The sequence below is a fragment of the Kitasatospora sp. MMS16-BH015 genome, from assembly GCF_002943525.1.
Lineage (GTDB): Bacteria > Actinomycetota > Actinomycetes > Streptomycetales > Streptomycetaceae > Kitasatospora.
The window spans coordinates 6,324,977-6,342,087 of the sequence record NZ_CP025394.1; the positions used below are offsets into that span (position 1 = coordinate 6,324,977).

Sequence of the window (17,111 nt, forward strand, 5' to 3'; positions counted from 1 at the left end):
TGCGCGAGGCGGGAGGCTACGGCTTGCAGCCTTCCGACTTCGCGCAGTTCCCCGCGCCCCTGGATAGTGCAACCGGATCGAAGCGGGAGCCGATCAGGTCCGCTTCTTCCGACCTCGCGCAGTTCCCCGCGCCCCTATGAGCTGCCCTCTCCAGCAGGAGCAGCCCAGGCGGCGACGATCGCCGGGGCGACCAGGTCGACCTGCCACTGGCGGGCGCCGAGGGTGCGGAGGGCGGCGGCGACCGTCTCGCTGCTGTGCTCCGCCGGCGGCTCCCAGCAGAGGCGGCGGACCAGGTCGGGGGTGATCAGGTTCTCGGCCGGGAGGTGGTGGGCCTCGGCGAGGTCGGTCACGGCGGCGCGGGCCGCGGTCAGCCGGGCCGCGGCGACCGGGTCCTTCTCGGCCCAGGCGCGCGGGGGCGGCGGGCCCTCGTGCGGGGCGGTGGCGGGCGGGAGTTCGTTCTCGGGGATCTCCCGGGCGCGCTGCAGGGCGGCCATCCAGGCCTCCAGCTGACGGCGGTTCACCCGGGGGCCGAAGCCCTGCACGGCCTGCAGGCCGGGCACGTTGAGCGGCATGGCGAGCGCGGCGTTGACGATCGCCGCGTCGGTGAGCACCCGCCCGGGCGAGACGTCCCGCTCGCGGGCGATCCGGTCGCGGGCCTGCCAGATCTCGCGGACGGCCGCGAGCTGGCGCCGGCGGCGGACCTTGTGCAGCTGGGAGGTGCGGCGCCAGGGGTCGACCCGGGGGGAGGGGCCGGGGGCGGCGGCGATCGCCGCGAACTCCTCCAGGGCCCAGCCGAGCTTGCCCTGGGCGTCCAGCTCCCGTTCGAGTGCGTCGCGCAGCTCGACCAGCACCTCGACGTCCAGGGCCGCGTACCGCAGCCAGGGCTCGGGCAGCGGGCGGGTCGACCAGTCGACCGCCGAGTGCTCCTTGGCGAGCGAGAGGCCGAGCACGTTCTCGGTCATCGGGCCGAGGCCCACCCGGGGGAAGCCGGCGATCCGGCCGGCCAGCTCGGTGTCGAACAGGGTGCGCGGCCGCATCCCGACCTCGGCCAGGCAGGGCAGGTCCTGGGTGGCCGCGTGGACCACCCACTCGGTGTCCGCGAGGGCGGCGCCGAGGGCGCTCAGGTCCGGGCAGGCGATCGGGTCGATCAGCGCGGTGCCCGCTCCGGCGCGGCGGAGCTGGATCAGGTAGGCCCGCTGTCCGTAGCGGTAACCGGAGGCCCGCTCGGCGTCCACGGCGACCGGGCCGGTGCCCGCGGCGAAGGCCGCGACCGTCTCGGCGAGCGCCGTCTCGTCGGCCACGACGGGCGGCAGCCCCTCCCGCGGCTCGAGGAGCGGGACCGGGGCTGTCTCTTCTGGGATGGCTGCTACGGCGTCGGTCACCCCCCAAGGGTACGACGGCACCCGCTCCCGGGAGTGTTGTCGGACTGGTCAGACTGTGTTCCGACATATGCCGGGGGCGTGAGCGGGCCCTCCGGACCCCCGGCCCACCCCGCTCGGCGGGCCGTCACGGACGGCGGCAGGCCGCAGCAGAGGGGAGAGGAAACGTTCCTCCGCCCACTGCCGCGGCCTGCCGACCGGGGAGACGACGCGGCTCGCGGACCCGCAGCGGCTTCAGTGGATGATGCCGGTGCGCAGCGCCACGGCGACCATGCCGGCCCGGTCGCCGGTGCCCAACTTGCGGGCGATCCGGGCCAGGTGGCTCTTCACGGTGAGCGCGGAGAGGCCCATGGCCACGCCGATCGCCTTGTTCGACTGGCCCTCGGCGACCAGCCGGAGCACCTCGACCTCACGGCCCGACAGCTCCCGGTACGCCTGCGGCTGGGCGCCCGGCGCTCCGGGGGCCCCGGGCGCGCCCGGGGCGCCGACCGCACCCGGCAGGCCGGGACGCCGCATCCGGCCGGCCAGACCGCCCGCGCCGATCGGCAGGCCGGGGCGGCCGGGCATCGCCACGTTGGTGCGGGTGCCGGTGACCACGTAGCCCTTGACCCCGCCGGCCAGCGCGCTGCGCACGGCGCCGATGTCGTCGGCGGCGGAGAGCGCCAGGCCGTTGGGCCAGCCCGCCGCGCGGGTCTCGGCCAGGATGGTCAGGCCGGAGCCGTCGGGCAGGTGCACGTCGGCGATGCAGATGTCCCGGGGGGTGGTGACCCGGGGGCGGGCCTCGGCGATCGAGGAGACCTCGATGACGTCACGGACGCCGAGGGCCCACAGGTGCCGGGTGACGGTGTTTCGGACGCGCGGGTCGGCGATGACCACCATGGCGGTGGGCTTCGTCGGACGGTACGCGGCGACGTTGGCGGGGTGTTCCAGAAGGACCGACACCAGGTCTCCTTGGGGGAGTGGCGGACGGCTGGCCCCGGCTGCCGCCAACCGGCCTGGGGGCGGGCGGTCGGTGGGGCGGCCTGGGGAGTCCGCGTGTGGAAAGGGTCACTGACACCTTCGGCATCATCCGTGTCCGGCTTTAGCGAATGATCACGATCTAGTGAGTAACAATACGGACAAATCGCGCAGATGACTGATACGACATGCCCCGGAATCGCACGGAAGCGACCGGCGCGGGTCAATTCCGGTCAGGCTCGGACAGGGAATTGACGCAGAGCGGGGCCGAAGTCACCGTCCGTCAGCCCTGGGGGTGGCGCCGTTCGCACGGCGGCACGGTGCACCCCTTCCGTGGCAGCGTGCGGCGGGCCGGGTGGACGGGCGGGAGCGCGCGCCGGGCTCAGTGCGAGCGCGGGCGTCGCCGGGCGGGCATCGGGACCACTCCGCCGAGTGACGCGGTGTCGGGCAGCGGGACCGGGGCCGGCACGGTGGGCGGCAGGCCGGCGCAGATGCAGAGCAGGTCGCCCCAGGCCGCGAGGTGCCGTTCGAACCGGCCGTCGGCCGGGGTCCAGGAGGCCCGGATCTCGATCTCGGTGGAGGGCTCCCGCTCGGCGAGTGCGCCGAAGTAGTGCGAGGCGGCGTGGGTCACCGTGCCGCCCGGCTCGGCGTGGCCGGCCCCGTGCGCCTGGAGCGCGTCGGTCAGCCAGGCCCAGCCGACCTCGGCCAGCATCGGGTCGCCCGCCATCTCCGGCTCCAGCTCGGCCCGGGTGAGCGTCACCACCCGGAAGTCGCCGTGCCAGGGCTCCTGCCCGGCCGGGTCGTGCAGCAGCACGAAGCGGCCGTCGGCCAGCTCCTCGCCGTCCACCTCCACCGTGGCGGTGAGGGCGTGGGCGTACGGTGCCAGCCGGCGCGGCGCGGGGGCGACGGAGAGCTGGAGCTCCGGGCGCAGCCGCGCCGCGGCCAGCGCCTCGACCGCCGTGCGGAAACCGATCGGCGCCGACTCCTTGCCCGTTCCGCCACCTTGTGCGGGGTGCCCGCCGACCGCTGCCATGAACCGAAGCGTAGGTCGGCGAGCGCCGGTTTCCGAGCACCCGCCACCCGCGTGGCGTGGCTGTCCGTTCGAACTGTCGTCCAAATCGGGACGTACCCGCCACAACCGGCGGGACGTCAGGGAAAGGCTTTACCGAGAGCCGGGTCGCGGTACAGGTGGGGATGTTGGAGGAACCGACGACCGACCGCGGACGGCGGCGCCCGTGGCGCGTGCGAAGATTCGTACCGTGAGTGAGACTTCCGCAGCCCAGCCCGGTCAGCCCGACGCGCGCCGTGGCGCCGCGTACGACTCCGCCTTCCTGCGAGCCGCCCGGCGCGAGCCGGTGCCGCACACCCCGGTCTGGTTCATGCGCCAGGCCGGGCGCTCGCTGCCCGAGTACCTGAAGGTGCGCGAGGGCGTGCCGATGCTCGAGTCCTGCATGCGGCCCGAGCTGGTCAAGGAGATCACCCTCCAGCCGGTGCGCCGGCACAAGGTGGACGCGGCGATCTTCTTCAGCGACATCGTGGTGCCGCTCAAGGCCGTCGGCATCGACGTGGACATCAAGCCCGGCGTCGGCCCGGTGATCGCCGACCCGATCCGCTCCCTGGCCGACCTCGAGCGGCTGCGGCCGCTGGAGCCGGACGACATGCCGTACATCACCGAGGCCGTCGGGATGCTGGTCGAGGAGCTCGGCGCCACCCCGCTGATCGGCTTCGCCGGGGCGCCGTTCACCCTGGCCAGCTACCTGGTCGAGGGCGGCCCCTCCAAGAGCCACGAGAAGACCAAGGCCATGATGTACGGCGAGCCCGAGCTGTGGGCCGCCCTGGTCGACCGGCTGGCCGAGATCACCGCCGCCTTCCTGAAGATCCAGATCGAGGCCGGCGCCTCCGCGGTCCAGCTGTTCGACTCCTGGGTCGGCGCGCTCGCCCCGGACGACTACCGCCGCTCGGTGATGCCCGCCAGCGTCAAGGTGTTCGACGCGGTCGCGGGGTACGGCGTGCCCCGGATCCACTTCGGCGTGGGCACCGGCGAGCTGCTCGGCCTGATGGGCCAGGCCGGCGCCGACGTGGTCGGCGTCGACTGGCGGGTGCCGCTCAACGTGGCCGCCGAGCGGGTCGGCCCCGGCAAGGCGCTCCAGGGCAACCTGGACCCGGCCGTGCTCTACGCCCCCACCCACGTGGTGGAGACCAAGGCCCGCGAGGTGCTGCACGCCGCCCAGTCGCTGGGCGGCAGCGGCCACATCTTCAACCTCGGGCACGGCGTGATGCCGAGCATGGACCCGGACGCGCTGACCCGCCTGGTCGACTTCGTCCACCGCTCCACCGAGAGCTGAGACCCTTCCTCAGGGCGCGGGTCGGCCGGCCTCCTCGGCCGGCTCGCGCTCCTCGCCGTCCTCCTCGGCGGCTGCCCGGTGCTCCTCGGTCTCCAGGAGGGCGAGTTCGGCGCGGCGGGCCGTCCGGCGGCGCCGGACCAGCCAGGCCGCCCAGCCGAGCGGGCTGAGCACCAGCACGAACGGCGCCAGGGCCGCGAGCACCAGGACGATCCCGCGCAGCACCGTCAGCAGGACCTGCCAGCCGCCGTCCAGGGCGCTGCCGACCGCGTGCCAGAAGCCGGTCCTCGCCGGGTGCGGGGCCGGCGGCACAAGTGCGGCGGCCGTGCTCAGGCTCACCGTCACGGTGGAGAGCGCCACCTGGCCCGCCAGCTCCTGGCGTTGGTGCTGGAGCGACTCCAGATCGGCCTCCCGGTGGCCGAGTTCGCTCTCCAACGAGACCACGTCGGCGATCGAGCTCGCCGAGTTCATCAGCGCCCGGACACGCTCGATGCTGGCCTGCTGGCTCTTCAACCGGCTGTCCAAGTCGACCAGTTGCTGGGTCAGGTCCTCCGCCTGGCGGTGCTCGCCGATCACCTGTCCGAGCCCGGCCAGCTGCTCCAGCGCCTGATGGTAGCCGGCCGTGGGCAGCTTGAGGGTCAGCCGCGCGGTGCCCGCCGAGCCCGGGGTGGCCTCCTGTACCTGCTCCTCGGCCACGTAGCCGTCGGGCTGGGTCAGCTGTTCGGCGGTGCGCACGGCCTTGGCCAAGTCGGCCACTCGCAGCTCGAGTTGGGCCGTGTATGCGAGCTGTCGGGCGGCGGCGGAGACGGTGGGGCCGGTGTTCGGCCGGGCGCCGCCGGTGGGTTGGCCGGCGGCCGGCTGGTGCCCGGCGGCGTCGGCCGGTGCCTGGGCCGCCGGCGCTCTGGCGGCCAACCCGGCGGAGGAGTGGTCCGAGGCGGAGCTGCACCCCGCCAGCAGGGCCGCCGCCGCCAGGGCGGCCCCGGCCACTGCCGTGCCCGTCCGTCGCCGCACTCCCACCCGTTGCCGTCTCATGCTGCCGGTCCTCCCCCTGGTCTGCCGCTGCCCGGAGCCGGGCACGACCATTGGACGGCGCGCCGGCTCCGGCGGATCCCTCGGGGCGATCTCAACTGGGTTACGGCTTGGCGACGTTGGCGGCCAGGTACTCCTCCCAGCTGCGGCGCCCCACCGCCCGGCCGGGGTTGGTCAGGCCGCCCGCGCGGAGCGCGGCGCCCAGCCGGCCCGGCAGGCGGACGGGCAGCACCAGCCGGCGGCGGCCCTTGGCCTTCAGCCAGCTGCGGGTGAGCGCCACCGCCTCGTACACCCGCGGCCCGGCCGACTCCTCGACCTGCCCGGCCGGCTCGCCCAGCGCGAGCTCCAGCAGCCGGTCCGCGACCTCGCCCGGGTCGACCGGCTGGCAGCCGGTGCCGGAGACCATCGGCACCACCGGGGATTTGGCCAGCACCCCGAGCGCCGAATCCAGCAGGGTGGGGAACTGGGTGGCCCGCAGGTTGGTCCAGCCCAGGCCCGACGCGGCGAGCAGCCGCTCGCCTTCGAGCTTGACCCGGTAGTACGGGAACGGCACCAGGTCGACGCCGACGATCGAGACGTTGACCACGTGCGCCACGCCCGCCGCGCGGGCGGCCGTGATCAGCTGCTCGAAGGCCGGCAGGTCGTTCCGGTACCGCCGGGCGTCGGTGGCGCAGTGGATCACCGTCCGCACCCCGGCGAAGGCCGCCGCCAGCCCCGCCCCGCTCACCAGGTCACCGGTGCACCAGCTCACCCCCGGAGTGCTCGGCAGCCCGCTGCGCCGGCTCAGCGCCCGCACCGGCACCCCGGCCCGCACGGCCCGGGCCACCACCTCCCGCCCCAGCACGCCCGTCGCCCCGGTCACCAGGATCACGTTCTCCATCGCTGCCGCCTCCCTCGTCATGGCCTGTGGCCTGGCCTGTCGTGAGAAGGAACCGGGCAGCCCGCCGATCCGTGACAGCTATGCCAGCTGGCTCTCCAGGAAGGCGAGCTTCTCCGGGTTGCGCAGGATCCGGACGCCGGTGATCAGGCCGTCCGCACCCTCCACCGTGGCGACCACGATCAGGGTGCCCTGCTCCCGGCCCAGCACGGCGGCGGCGCCGTTGACCTCGGCGAACTCCAGGTCGACGCCCTCCGTGAAGCGGGTGAGCAGGCCGATCAGGAAGCGGCCCACCTTGTCGCGGCCGTGCACCGGGCGGGTGGCGGAGCGGACCTTGCCGCCGCCGTCGGCCCAGGCGGTGACCTCCGCGGCGAGCAGGGCCTCGAGCTTGGCGAGGGAGCCCTCGGCGGCGGCCGCCAGGAAGCCGTGCAGCAGGTGCTGCTGCGGGGCGGGGGCGGAGTCGAAGCGAGGGCGCTGTTCGGCCAGGTGCTGCTTGGCCCGGCGGTAGGTCTGCCGGGCGCTCGCCTCGGAGACGTCCAGCACCTCGGCGATCTCCCGGTGGCCGTACTCGAAGGCGTCCCGCAGCACCACGCAGGCCCGCTCGGCCGGGGTCAGCCGCTCCATCAGCACCAGCACCGCGAGCGAGACCGCCTCCCGCTGCTCGGCCGTCTCCAACGGCCCCAGTGCCCCGCCGTCGGTGCGCACCGGCTCCGGCAGCCAGGGCCCCACGTACTGCTCCCGCCGCACCCGCGCCGAGGTCAGCCGGTTCAGGCAGAGATTGGTCAGCACCTTCGCCAACCAGGCCCCCGGCGCCCCGATCTCCTCGTGCAGCGCCCCGTGCCAGCGCAGGTACGCGTCCTGCACCGCATCCTCAGCCTCCGCGGCCGACCCCAGCATCCGGTAAGCGATCGAGAACAGCCGAGGCCGCTGGGCCTCGAACTCCGCAGCGATGTCCACGGACGGCACGATATCGGGCACCCGGGATGGCTACGCTGAGGGCATGAGCTCGCTGCCTGACTGGATGTACCCGCCCCGTGAGGAGGGCTGGTACGCAGAGGATCTTGATCGCCTCACCGAGGCGCCACGGCACACCGAACTGATCGACGGAGCGCTGGTCTTCATGATGTCCCCCCAGCGGTCCTGGCACAGCCGTGTGGTTTCGGCGCTGACCTTCGCCCTTGAGGCCCAGGCTCCTGAGGAGCTGGAGGTCGAACGTGAGATGACCATTCGTCTCGATCGGAGGAACCGGCCGGAACCGGATCTCGTGGTCGCGAAGGCCGAATACCGTCCCAACCGCACCTGGTTCGACCCGAGTGAGGTGCTGTTGGTGGTCGAGGTCGTCTCACCCGAGTCCGAACACCGTGATCGAACGATGAAGCCGCGCAAGTACGCGGAGGCGGGCATCCCGTCCTACTGGCGGATCGAGCACGAAGTCGAACAGGTCGTGGCGTACGTTCACGAACTCGATGACGCGGTCGGAGCGTACGGCTCGCCGCAGGTCTACCAGCGGAGGCTGGAACGGAAGGTGCCGTTCCCTCTGACGCTCGAGCTGGATCAGCTGGAGCGGCGGCGACGGGGGAATTGAGGGCTCCGGTGTGAGCTCTGCGAGACTCGGGGCATGGCTGAAGTGCGGCATGTCGTGGTGATCGGTGGCGGGGTCGCGGGGCTGACCGCCGCGTGGGCGGCGCGGGGGCAGCGGGTGACGCTGTTGGAGGCGAGCGGGCGGGTCGGGGGGAAGCTGCGGGGCGGGGAGGTCGGCGGGGTCCGGGTGGACCTGGGGGCCGAGTCGATGCTCGCGCGGCGGCCGGAGGCGGTGGAGCTTGCCCGGGAGGTCGGGCTGGGCGGGGAGTTGGAGCCGCCGAGCACCGCGAAGGCCGCGATCTGGAGCCGGGATGCACTGCGGCCGCTGCCGGGCGGGCAGTTGATGGGGGTGCCGGGTGACCTGGCGGCGCTGGCGGCCTCGCGGGTGCTGTCGCCCGAGGGGTTGGCCCGGGCCGAGGACGAACGGGCCACCGAGGCGTTCGAAGACGATGTGGCGATCGGCGCGTACGTCGCCGACCGGCTCGGCCGCGAGGTCGTCGACCGGCTGGTGGAGCCGCTGCTCGGCGGGGTCTACGCCGGGCACGCGGACGAGATCTCGCTGCGGGCCTCCGTGCCCGCGCTGCTGCCGATCGCCCGGGCGGGCAAGCCGCTGGTGGAGGGCGTACGGGAGCTGACCAGTCGACCGAGCGCGGCCGGCCCGGTCTTCCAGGGCCTGCGCGGCGGCCTCGGCACCCTGCCGGAGGCGCTGGCGGCGGCCTGCCGCGCGGCCGGGGTCGACCTGCGCACCGACAGCCCCGTCCAGGAGCTGAGCCGCACCCCCGAGGGCTGGCGGGTGGTCGTCAACGGCGAGGTGCTGCACGCCGACGCCGTGGTGCTGGCCGTCCCGGCCCCCGCGGCGGCCCGGCTGCTGCGCGCTGAAGTGCCCGCTGCTGCAAGCGAGTTGGATGGGATCGAGTACGCCGGCATGGCGCTGGTCACGATGGCCTTCCGCCGCGCCGAACTGCCGGGGCTGACCGGCAGCGGTTTCCTGGTGCCGCCGGTGGACGGCCGGGCGATCAAGGCCTCCACCTTCTCCAGCAACAAGTGGGGCTGGCTGGCCGAATCCGCCCCCGACAGCTTCCTGCTGCGCACCTCGCTGGGCCGCCACCGCGAGGAGGCGGCCCTGGACCTGGACGACGAGGAGCTGGTGGCGCGGTCGCTGGCCGACCTGGCCGAGGCGGTGGGCCTGCGGGCCCGCCCGTACGACGCGGCCGTGACTCGCTGGCGCGGCGGCCTGCCGCAGTACCCGGTCGGGCACCTGGACCGGGTCGGGCGGATCCGCGCCGCCGTCGCCGCCGCGGGCGGTCTGGCGGTCTGCGGGGCCGCGTACGACGGCGTCGGCATCCCGGCCTGCATCGCGAGCGCGCGGCGGGCCGTCAACGAGGTGTTGACCCCGGGCACGGGAGCCCGGGGGACGGAAGGGACAATGGGCGCATGACTGAGAACGTTGCAGCGCAGGCGGCGGAGCAGCAGGCCGAGCAGCCCGCGAAGAAGAAGGCCCGTGACCTCAACCAGGTCATCCGCTACACCATGTGGTCGGTGTTCCGCCTCAAGGGCGAGCTGCCCGAGGACCGCACCGCGCTGGCCGCCGAGGTCGACGCGCTGTTCGAGCAGCTGGCCGAGAAGGACGTCACCGTCCGCGGCACCTACGACGTCTCCGGCCTGCGCGCCGACGCCGACCTGATGGTCTGGTGGCACGCCGAGAACTCGGACGACCTGCAGGAGGCGTACAACCGCTTCCGCCGCACCGGTCTGGGCCGCGCGCTGGAGCCGGTCTGGTCGAACATGGCGCTGCACCGCCCGGCCGAGTTCAACAAGTCGCACATCCCGGCCTTCCTGGCCGACGAGCACCCGCGCGAGTACGTCTGCGTGTACCCGTTCGTGCGCTCCTACGAGTGGTACCTGCTGCCGGACGAGGAGCGGCGGGCGATGCTCGCCGAGCACGGCAGGATGGCCCGCGGCTACCCCGACGTGCGGGCCAACACGGTGGCCTCCTTCGCCCTCGGCGACTACGAGTGGCTGCTGGCCTTCGAGGCCGACGAGCTGCACCGGATCGTCGACCTGATGCGCGACCTGCGCCCGTCCCGGGCCCGGCTGCACGTCCGCGAGGAGGTGCCGTTCTACACCGGCCGCCGCAAGCCGGTCGCGGAGCTGCTGAACGGTCTGGTCTGACGCTGCGCGCCGTTCTCCCGGGCGGCTCAGCGCCCCCGGGAGAACAGCGCGGGCAGCTTGGCGGCCTCGAAGGCCGCGTACTTGCCGCCGCCCACCAGCTGGAACTTGACCCCCTCGCGACCCTCCGGGCGCTCGTAGCCCTCGGGCAGGTAACGGCCGTAGTGCTCGCTGGCCCGCTGGAAGAAGCGCGAGCGGTCACCGCGGGGGACGGCGCCGGAGAGGTTCAGCAGGAACAGGTACTGCCGGACCATCCGGGTGAACAGGTACGGCTTCACCCCGTCCAGCTGCACGTGCTCGGCCAGCAGGCCGAAGCTCTCCTCGTACCGGTCGAACACGTCGAACTGGCTGCCCTCGGGCGAGCCGGCCGGGTGCTGGGTGAGCCGGCGGCGCAGCTGGACGCAGTCCCACTTGAGCACGGCGATCTGCTCGGCGCCGAGCATGGCCCGGTGCACGGTGGCGACCTCCTCGTGCAGGCCGTCCGGGAAGGCGAGCCGCTGGGCCGTCCAGTACGCGCGGCGGAAGAGCCGGTCCCAGGAGTACGCGGGGGCGCCGAACAGCTCCGGCTGCTGGACGGGGGCGAAGGGCTGCGAGCGCTGGCGGGCCAGCAGGTCGGCGGCGGCGCCGGGCCAGCTCTTGCCCTGGTGCAGCCGGGTGTGGCCGAAGAGCAGCACGTCCGGGCGGTACGCCTCGTCCAGCCGGTCGGCCATCGCCTGCAGGGTGGAGCTGAGCAGGAGGTGGTCGGCGTCCAGGAAGAGCAGGTAGTCGCCGGTGGCGCGCTCGGCGCCGGCGTTGCGGATCCGGCCGATGCTCGCCAGGCCGTCGAGCCGGACCACCGAGACGCGGTCCTCCCGCCGGGCCCAGGCGTCCACCTGGTCGGCCGGGCACTCGGCGGCCTGGTCGCGGACCAGGATCACCTCCACCTCGGTGAAGGACTGGTTGAGGATCGACTGCAGGCAGTCGTCCAGGGACCCGTTCGGGTCGTGGGCGGCGAGAATGACGCTGATCAGCGGCGATGCGGACACGGTGGACGACCGTAGGGGCAGGCCGACCCGTTCGTCCAGCATGCTCATGTAAAAACCGGCACACCCTCACGCCTCCTCCGCAGAGGTGCGCACTCAGTTGCGCAGGGCCTCGCGCAGGCGGGCGTCGGCCAGGGCGGAGGGGCCGACCATGGCCACGGCGGTGAGCAGCTCGCGCTCGGCGTCGTCGCCCAGGCCGTGCTGGTCGGGGAGGCGGACGCTGCGCAGCACCTCCTGCCCGGCCGGGGCGGCCCAGTGGGTGTACGCCTGCACGTCGACCCGGGCCATCAGCAGGGTGCCGGTGGTGAGGATCAGCGGCAGCGAGAACCAGGCCACGGCCGCGCCCGCGTCGCTGCTGTGCGGGGCCGCCAGCGCCAGCGAGGCGCCGAAGAGCACCACGGTGAGCAGCAGCGCCTGGCGCACCTGGCGGACGGCCACCACCGTGCTCTCCCGGACGGCCGCCGGGGTGGCCAGCCCGGCCAGGGTCAGCCGGCCGCCGATCTCCTGCACCGTCGGGTGTTCGACCAGCTCGCCCTTGAGCTCGCCGGTGCGGCACTGGCCCTCCGGGCCGACCGCCGCGATCAGTGCCCGCTCGAGCCGGCTGCGGCCCCGGGGGTCCACCACGGTGGTCCAGCCGGTGTGCGCGAGGTGCAGCCTGCCCCGGGCGGCCATCAGCACCAGCACCAGGTCCACCACCCGGGTGGGGCCGCCGGCCAGGTAGGCGGTCTCGTACAGGCCGATCCCGACCGCCTCGGTGGGCTCGGCCCGCTCCAGCCAGGCCAGCGAGTCAGCGGTCGCCGCGACCCGCACCAGCCGGAGACAGGAGAGCACGGCGGCAAGGCAGGCGGGGATCAGGAAGAGCAACCACATGGCCTTTTTCTAGACCCACCCCAGCCCAATCGGACCTCTTTGCCCGCGCACGATACCGAACTGTGACCGTAGGCCCGTTTCGGCGGCCTCAGCTGGAGCCGCAGCTCGAACCACAGCTGCTGTGACCACCGCAGCTGTGCCCGCTGTGTCCACCGCAGCTGTGGCTGCTGTGCCCGCCGCTGTGGCCGCCACTGTGCCCGGAGGAGCCGCAGCTGTGCGAGCCGCCGGAGTGGCCGTGGTGCCCGCCGTGGTGGCCGCCGCTGTCGGTCGATCCGCTCGACCCGCAGCTCGCCCCGCCGTCGACGCCGCCGCACCAGGCGGCCCCGGTGCCGTAGTCCACGCCGGAGGAGCTCAGGGTCTTGGAGCCGCCGCGCACCGACTGCGCGGCGGCGTGGGCCAGCAGCGCGTCGCGCAGCTCGAGGTCGGCCAGCGCGGTGGGCCCGTCCAGGGCCACCTTGCCGAGCTCCACCGCGTCCTCCGGCGCGAGCGCGGCGAAGACGCCGCCGCCGGTCAGCGCGAGCGAGGGCCGCCAGGGCGAGCCCTCCCGCATCAGGGCGAGCTGGCGCAGGCCGGCCGGGGTGATCCGGGCCGCGCCCGGGCGGGAGGAGGCGTACCAGACCAGGCCGAGCAGCAGCAGGCCGAGGAAGGCGAAGAACGGCGGGGTGCCGGCCTCGCCGCGCCGGCCGAGCCAGGCGACGGTGGCCACCGTGCCCAGGCCGAGCGTGGTGAAGAGCGAGGCCAGCAGCACCCAGCGGGCCGCCACCACCCGGTGGATCAGGTCGGGCCGCCGCATCAGCCCCCGGTCGGCCAGCTGGTCGCCGATCCGCTGCACGTGCCCGCTGCACATCACCTTGGCCCGCAGCAGGTCCAGCCGCTCCCGCCGGGCCGGGCCGGCGGTGCCGATCAGCACGGCCTCGATCTCGTCCCGGGGCTGGCCGTCGGTGACGGTGGCGTACCGGTCACGGGAGACGATCAGCCGGCCGTCCCGCTCCATCCGGACGATCAGGGTGTCGGCCACCCGGGCCGGGCCGCCGGCCAGGAAGGCGGTGTCCAGCAGCGGCAGCCCCCGGCCGGGCAGGCCGGCCGGGTTCGGCACGTGGCGCAGCCGGTGACGGGTGGTGGAGACGCCGAGGCCGGCGCAGACCACCAGGACGGCGGCGAGGACGAACTCCCAGTACCACATTGCTACCCCCGTAGTGCGTGCGAGTCGATGGGTCGGTCGGGCCGATCGGTCGGCCGTCGGGTGGGTGGTGCCGCTCCGGACGGAGCCGGGTCGGGCGGGTCGGCCGGGTGGCCGGGCGGTGCTTCGTGCCGTGCTCGGTACGTGTTCCGTGCGGGCGGGCCGGGTGGCCGTCCAGCGGTTCCTGCGGTCGGTCAGGTGCGGCGCAGCCACCGGCGGGTGCGGGTGGCGGGCTCGGCGGTGGGGTGGAGCCAGGCGGTGAGGGCCGGGCGCCAGGGTTCGGTGCCGGGGCGGGCCAGGGCCCAGGCGGCGAAGGCCCGGGCGTCCTCGCGGTGGCCGCCGGCCGGCGGGTGGTGCTCGGCGTACCGGAGGAAGAGCGGTCCGTACGCCGGGCCGAGCAGCCCGGCCGGCTCCGGGGCGACCCGGGCCACCGTCTCCCGGCGCTTGGCGGCCAGGCCGGTGGCCTGCACCGCCAGCTGCGCCCGGTCGAAGCCCGGCGGCACCGGGCCGGCGCCGGTGAGCGCGGCCAGCAGCTCCTCCTGCCGCCGCGCCAACCGCTCGCGGGCCAGGACGAGTTCGGCGTCCCCCTCGCCCGCGGTCCGCACCAGGTACTCCAGGGGCTCAGGCATGCTGACGCTCCCGCCGGCCCGCCCAGACCCCGCGGATGGCGTCGAGCTCGGCGTTCAGCTCGGCCGGGGGTGGGAAGTTGCCGTCCCGCTCCAGCAGGACGCCGGGCGGGGCCTGACGCTCGCACAGGGCGGCCAGTACCTCGAGCACCGGCCCGGTGACCGGGTGGGCGTGGGTGTCGTGCCAGACGCCGTCCCGCTGGAAGCCGCCCGCGACGTGGGTGTAGGCGATCGCGTCCAGCGGCAGGCGGTCGAGCTCGGCGGCGACGTCCAGGCCGAGGTTGACGTGGTTGGTGTGCAGGTTGGCCACGTCGATCAGCAGCCGTACGCCGGTCCGCTCGACCAGCTCCGCGAGGAACTGACCTTCCGTCAATTCGTCTTCGGGCCAAGCCAGATGGGCGGCGATGTTCTCCAGGGCGAGCGGCACCGGGAGCTCGGCCTGGGCGATCCGGACGTTCTCGGCGACCACCCGGAGGCTGTCGTGCGAGCGCGGCACCGGCAGCAGGTGGCCGGCCTCCCGGCCGCCCGCGCGGACGAAGGCCAGGTGCTCGGTGACCAGTGGCGAGCCGAGCGCCTCGGCGCAGGTGGCCAGCCGGGCCAGCCGGGCCCGGTCGGGCTCCGCCGCGCCGCCGAGGCCGAGCGAGACGCCGTGCGGCACCACGGTGACGCCGCGCTCGCGCAGCACCCGGAGCGAGACGGGCAGCTCGCCGGCCCGCAGGCCGTCGGGGCAGAGGTTCTCCGCGACCACCTCGACCCAGTCCAGGCCGGGCAGCCGCTCCACGGCGGTGTCGATCTCGGCCCGCCAGCCGATGCCGACGCCCAGCTCCGTCGTCATGTGATGCCCCCTCTCGGGCGGGTGCGCTGCGGGCGGTGCCCGAAGCCCGGCCCTCGATGCTGAGGGTGTATCCCCGGGCCCTCCTTGCCAACCCGGACCAGGCATTCTCAGAGCTGAACTTGAGCTTTCCGCCGGGTCGCGGGCCGTTCCGGGGCCGTGACGTCCGCCCACCGGAAATTCAGGGGCGTGCGCCGGAGCGGCGGAGGTAGTGTCCGATCCATATGACTCTGACTGTCCGTGATTTCCGCGCTGCCGACGCCGAGGCCGCCGCCGAGACCTACGAGGCCGGCCGCCGCCACCTGATCAAGACGCCCCAGGGCATGCTCTGGCTGGCCACCCGGGCCGATCCGGCGCAGCACCGCCGGGTGCTGCTCGCCGAGCTCGACGGGCGGGTGGTCGGCTCCGCCCGGGTCACCGTGCACGCCGATTCGAGCGTGGCCGGGCAGGGCTCGGCTCAGGTGAGCGTGCTGCCCGAGGCCCGCCGCAGCGGCGCGGGCCGCGCCCTGCTGGCGGAGGCCGAGCGGCACCTGGCGGCGCACGGCGTGACCACCGTGTACTCCTGGGTCGACGACACCGAGGCCGACCAGGCCTTCGCCACCGCCCACGGCTACCGGCGCGGCCGGCCGGCCCGGTTCGCCCGGCTCGACCTGACCGCCGCGCTGCGCCCGGTGCCCGCCGTGGCGCCGGGCGTCGAACTGCGGACGGCCGCCTCCTTCGCCGCCGACCCTTCGCCCCTCTACCGGTTGGACGTGGCCGGCACCGAGGACGAGCCCGGCGAGATCGACGCGGCCGGCCAGGCCTACGAGGCCTGGCTGGAGGAGATCTGGCACCACCCGGAGCAGGACCACGAGCTGACCACCGTCGCCCTGGTGGACGGTGTCCCGGCCGCCTTCAGCGCCGTCACCACCGACGGCGCCGGGCGGTACTGGTCCTCCTTCACCACCACGGGCGCCGCCTTCCGCGGCCGCGGCCTGGCCAAGCTCGCCAAGACCGACTCGCTGCACCGGGCCCGCGCGGCCGGCTGCACCGAGGCGTACACCAGCAACGACGAGGGCAACGCACCGATGCTCGCCGTCAACGCCTGGCTGGGTTACCAGGTCTGTGCGAGGGAGTGGAAGTACAGCCGCGAGCTGTGACGGCGTGACGCGATGGCGGGTATGACGGAGGGGCGGACGCCGATCGGCGTCCGCCCCTCCGTCATACCCGCCATATCTGATTACTCGATGACGAGCTCGACCGGGATGTTGCCCCGGGTCGCCTTGGAGTACGGGCAGACCTGGTGGGCCTGCTCGACCAGGGTGCGGGCGGTGGCGGGCTCCAGGGTGTCGGGCAGCTCGACCCGGAGCACCACGGAGAGGCCGAAGCTGGTCTCGTCCTTGGCCAGGCTGACCTCGGCGGTGACGGCCACCTCGGAGGTGTCCACCTTGGCCTGGCGGCCGACCAGGCCGAGGGCGCTGGCGAAGCAGGCCGCGTAGCCGCCGGCGAAGAGCTGCTCGGGGTTGGTGCCCTGGCCGTTGCCGCCGAGGGCCGGGGGCATCGCCAGCTGGAGGTCGAGCTGGCCGTCGTTGCTCACGGTGCGCCCCTGGCGCCCGTTGGTGGCGGTGGCTACGGCGGTGTACAGCGCGCTCATGGGGTCCGTCCCTTGCTGTCCGGTGGGGTTGCTTGACATCCACTATGAGAGCACACAATTCAGTTGCGCACAACTGAATGGCTCGAGTGCTAACCTGGACCCATGAGCGAGCACCTGCCGACCGCCCCCGAGACCCCGCCGAGCGGGGAGTGGCTGCGGCTGGACAACCAGATCTGCTTCGCGCTGCACGCGGCCACCCGCGCGTTCAACGCGCTCTACCGCGACGCCCTCCAGGAGCTCGGTCTCACCTACCCCCAGTACCTGGTCATGCTGGTGCTCTGGGAGGACGGCGAGCTGCCGGTCAAGAAGATCGGCGAGCGCCTGCGGCTCGACTCCGGCACGCTCTCCCCGCTGCTCAAGCGCCTGGAGGCGGCCGGCCTGGTCCGCCGCGAACGCAGCGTGGCCGACGAGCGCTCGGTCACTGTCCGCCCCACCCCGGCCGGCACCGAACTGCGCGCCCAGGCGCTGCGCCTCCCGGCCCGCGTCGCCGAGGCCACCGGCCTGGACGTCACCGAGATCGCCGACCTCCGCCGCCGCCTGGAGCAGCTCACCCGCGCCGTCGACGGCGCGGGCGCCCTGGACGGCCCGGCGCCGCTCTGCGGCTAGCTTTCGGG

At 74.3% G+C, this 17,111-nt stretch carries 18 protein-coding genes; 6 read left to right on the top strand and 12 right to left on the bottom strand.

All coding sequences use genetic code 11. The features are described 5' to 3' along the window. Positions 1–134 precede the first annotated feature (134 nt). The 3 genes from CFP65_RS27225 to CFP65_RS27235 form a co-directional block, all read right to left on the bottom strand. Positions 135–1,382, bottom strand: coding sequence for a ribonuclease D (locus tag CFP65_RS27225; protein WP_104818661.1), 1,248 nt, complete (start codon positions 1,380–1,382; stop codon positions 135–137). A gap of 231 nt (positions 1,383–1,613) precedes the next feature. Beyond that, positions 1,614–2,321, bottom strand: a complete 708-nt coding sequence (locus tag CFP65_RS27230; protein ID WP_104818662.1) for a response regulator transcription factor — start codon at positions 2,319–2,321, stop codon at positions 1,614–1,616. Positions 2,322–2,718: 397 nt separating this feature from the next. Beyond that, positions 2,719–3,369, bottom strand: a complete 651-nt coding sequence (locus CFP65_RS27235; RefSeq protein ID WP_104818663.1) for a DUF3000 domain-containing protein — start codon at positions 3,367–3,369, stop codon at positions 2,719–2,721. Between the two features lie 226 nt (positions 3,370–3,595). Between CFP65_RS27235 and hemE the strand changes: the two genes are divergently transcribed. Then, a complete protein-coding gene (gene hemE, locus CFP65_RS27240) occupies positions 3,596–4,681 on the top strand; it encodes a uroporphyrinogen decarboxylase (protein WP_104818664.1) in 1,086 nt (361 codons plus the stop codon). A 9-nt stretch (positions 4,682–4,690) separates the two neighbouring features. On the opposite strand, the gene CFP65_RS27245 is transcribed toward hemE, so the two are convergent. The 3 genes from CFP65_RS27245 to CFP65_RS27255 form a co-directional block, all read right to left on the bottom strand. Then, complete coding sequence (locus CFP65_RS27245) at positions 4,691–5,710, bottom strand: DUF4349 domain-containing protein (RefSeq protein ID WP_158702368.1); 1,020 nt, start codon at positions 5,708–5,710, stop codon at positions 4,691–4,693. Positions 5,711–5,810: 100 nt separating this feature from the next. Beyond that, on the bottom strand, positions 5,811–6,587 hold the full coding sequence (locus CFP65_RS27250; protein WP_104818666.1) for an SDR family oxidoreductase: 777 nt from the start codon (positions 6,585–6,587) through the stop codon (positions 5,811–5,813). Positions 6,588–6,665: 78 nt separating this feature from the next. After that, positions 6,666–7,541, bottom strand: a complete 876-nt coding sequence (locus CFP65_RS27255; RefSeq protein ID WP_104821157.1) for an RNA polymerase sigma-70 factor — start codon at positions 7,539–7,541, stop codon at positions 6,666–6,668. 43 nt (positions 7,542–7,584) lie between these two features. Here CFP65_RS27255 and CFP65_RS27260 point away from each other — a divergent pair, with 43 nt between their 5' ends. From CFP65_RS27260 to hemQ, 3 genes are read left to right on the top strand one after another with little or no spacing between them, the layout of a single operon-like run. Then, a complete protein-coding gene (locus CFP65_RS27260) occupies positions 7,585–8,169 on the top strand; it encodes a Uma2 family endonuclease (protein ID WP_104818667.1) in 585 nt (194 codons plus the stop codon). Positions 8,170–8,202: 33 nt separating this feature from the next. Beyond that, positions 8,203–9,603, top strand: coding sequence for a protoporphyrinogen oxidase (hemG, locus tag CFP65_RS27265; protein WP_104818668.1), 1,401 nt, complete (start codon positions 8,203–8,205; stop codon positions 9,601–9,603). Further along, positions 9,600–10,337, top strand: coding sequence for a hydrogen peroxide-dependent heme synthase (gene hemQ / locus CFP65_RS27270; RefSeq protein WP_104818669.1), 738 nt, complete (start codon positions 9,600–9,602; stop codon positions 10,335–10,337). The genes hemG and hemQ overlap by 4 nt, the downstream gene beginning before the upstream one ends. Positions 10,338–10,363: 26 nt before the next feature. Here hemQ and CFP65_RS27275 read toward each other — a convergent pair whose 3' ends face one another. The 5 genes from CFP65_RS27275 to CFP65_RS27290 form a co-directional block, all read right to left on the bottom strand. After that, complete coding sequence (locus CFP65_RS27275) at positions 10,364–11,359, bottom strand: glycosyltransferase (RefSeq protein WP_158702369.1); 996 nt, start codon at positions 11,357–11,359, stop codon at positions 10,364–10,366. Positions 11,360–11,452: 93 nt separating this feature from the next. Continuing rightward, positions 11,453–12,226: a TIGR04222 domain-containing membrane protein gene (locus CFP65_RS27280; protein WP_104818671.1), complete on the bottom strand. Its 774-nt coding sequence runs from the start codon at positions 12,224–12,226 to the stop codon at positions 11,453–11,455. A gap of 88 nt (positions 12,227–12,314) precedes the next feature. Next, a complete protein-coding gene (locus CFP65_RS27285; protein ID WP_104818672.1) occupies positions 12,315–13,409 on the bottom strand; it encodes a TIGR04222 domain-containing membrane protein in 1,095 nt (364 codons plus the stop codon). A 191-nt stretch (positions 13,410–13,600) separates the two neighbouring features. After that, the gene (locus CFP65_RS42615) at positions 13,601–14,035 is read right to left on the bottom strand and encodes a hypothetical protein (RefSeq protein ID WP_168219632.1); all 435 of its coding nucleotides are present in this window, start codon (positions 14,033–14,035) and stop codon (positions 13,601–13,603) included. After that, positions 14,028–14,867, bottom strand: coding sequence for a DUF692 domain-containing protein (locus CFP65_RS27290; RefSeq protein WP_168219633.1), 840 nt, complete (start codon positions 14,865–14,867; stop codon positions 14,028–14,030). The genes CFP65_RS42615 and CFP65_RS27290 overlap by 8 nt, the downstream gene beginning before the upstream one ends. A 221-nt stretch (positions 14,868–15,088) precedes the next feature. Between CFP65_RS27290 and CFP65_RS27295 the strand changes: the two genes are divergently transcribed. After that, complete coding sequence (locus CFP65_RS27295; protein ID WP_104818673.1) at positions 15,089–16,003, top strand: GNAT family N-acetyltransferase; 915 nt, start codon at positions 15,089–15,091, stop codon at positions 16,001–16,003. An 80-nt stretch (positions 16,004–16,083) separates the two neighbouring features. On the opposite strand, the gene CFP65_RS27300 is transcribed toward CFP65_RS27295, so the two are convergent. After that, positions 16,084–16,497, bottom strand: coding sequence for an organic hydroperoxide resistance protein (locus CFP65_RS27300; RefSeq protein ID WP_104818674.1), 414 nt, complete (start codon positions 16,495–16,497; stop codon positions 16,084–16,086). Positions 16,498–16,599: 102 nt separating this feature from the next. Between CFP65_RS27300 and CFP65_RS27305 the strand changes: the two genes are divergently transcribed. Beyond that, positions 16,600–17,103 (top strand): MarR family winged helix-turn-helix transcriptional regulator, encoded by a 504-nt coding sequence (locus CFP65_RS27305; RefSeq protein WP_104818675.1) that lies wholly within the window; start codon positions 16,600–16,602, stop codon positions 17,101–17,103. The last annotated feature ends 8 nt before the right edge of the window (positions 17,104–17,111 follow it).

Bases quoted from the DNA above. Each gene is read 5' to 3' on its own strand.
- CFP65_RS27235 (WP_104818663.1), bottom strand. From the start codon at position 3,369: ATGGCAGCGGTCGGCGGGCACCCCGCACAAGGTGGCGGAACGGGCAAG.
- CFP65_RS27245 (WP_158702368.1), bottom strand. From the start codon at position 5,710: ATGAGACGGCAACGGGTGGGAGTGCGGCGACGGACGGGCACGGCAGTG.
- CFP65_RS27250 (WP_104818666.1), bottom strand. From the start codon at position 6,587: ATGGAGAACGTGATCCTGGTGACCGGGGCGACGGGCGTGCTGGGGCGG.
- CFP65_RS27260 (WP_104818667.1), top strand. From the start codon at position 7,585: ATGAGCTCGCTGCCTGACTGGATGTACCCGCCCCGTGAGGAGGGCTGG.
- hemG (WP_104818668.1), top strand. From the start codon at position 8,203: ATGGCTGAAGTGCGGCATGTCGTGGTGATCGGTGGCGGGGTCGCGGGG.
- hemQ (WP_104818669.1), top strand. From the start codon at position 9,600: ATGACTGAGAACGTTGCAGCGCAGGCGGCGGAGCAGCAGGCCGAGCAG.
- CFP65_RS27280 (WP_104818671.1), bottom strand. From the start codon at position 12,226: ATGTGGTTGCTCTTCCTGATCCCCGCCTGCCTTGCCGCCGTGCTCTCC.
- CFP65_RS27285 (WP_104818672.1), bottom strand. From the start codon at position 13,409: ATGTGGTACTGGGAGTTCGTCCTCGCCGCCGTCCTGGTGGTCTGCGCC.
- CFP65_RS42615 (WP_168219632.1), bottom strand. From the start codon at position 14,035: ATGCCTGAGCCCCTGGAGTACCTGGTGCGGACCGCGGGCGAGGGGGAC.
- CFP65_RS27290 (WP_168219633.1), bottom strand. From the start codon at position 14,867: ATGACGACGGAGCTGGGCGTCGGCATCGGCTGGCGGGCCGAGATCGAC.
- CFP65_RS27295 (WP_104818673.1), top strand. From the start codon at position 15,089: ATGACTCTGACTGTCCGTGATTTCCGCGCTGCCGACGCCGAGGCCGCC.
- CFP65_RS27300 (WP_104818674.1), bottom strand. From the start codon at position 16,497: ATGAGCGCGCTGTACACCGCCGTAGCCACCGCCACCAACGGGCGCCAG.
- CFP65_RS27305 (WP_104818675.1), top strand. From the start codon at position 16,600: ATGAGCGAGCACCTGCCGACCGCCCCCGAGACCCCGCCGAGCGGGGAG.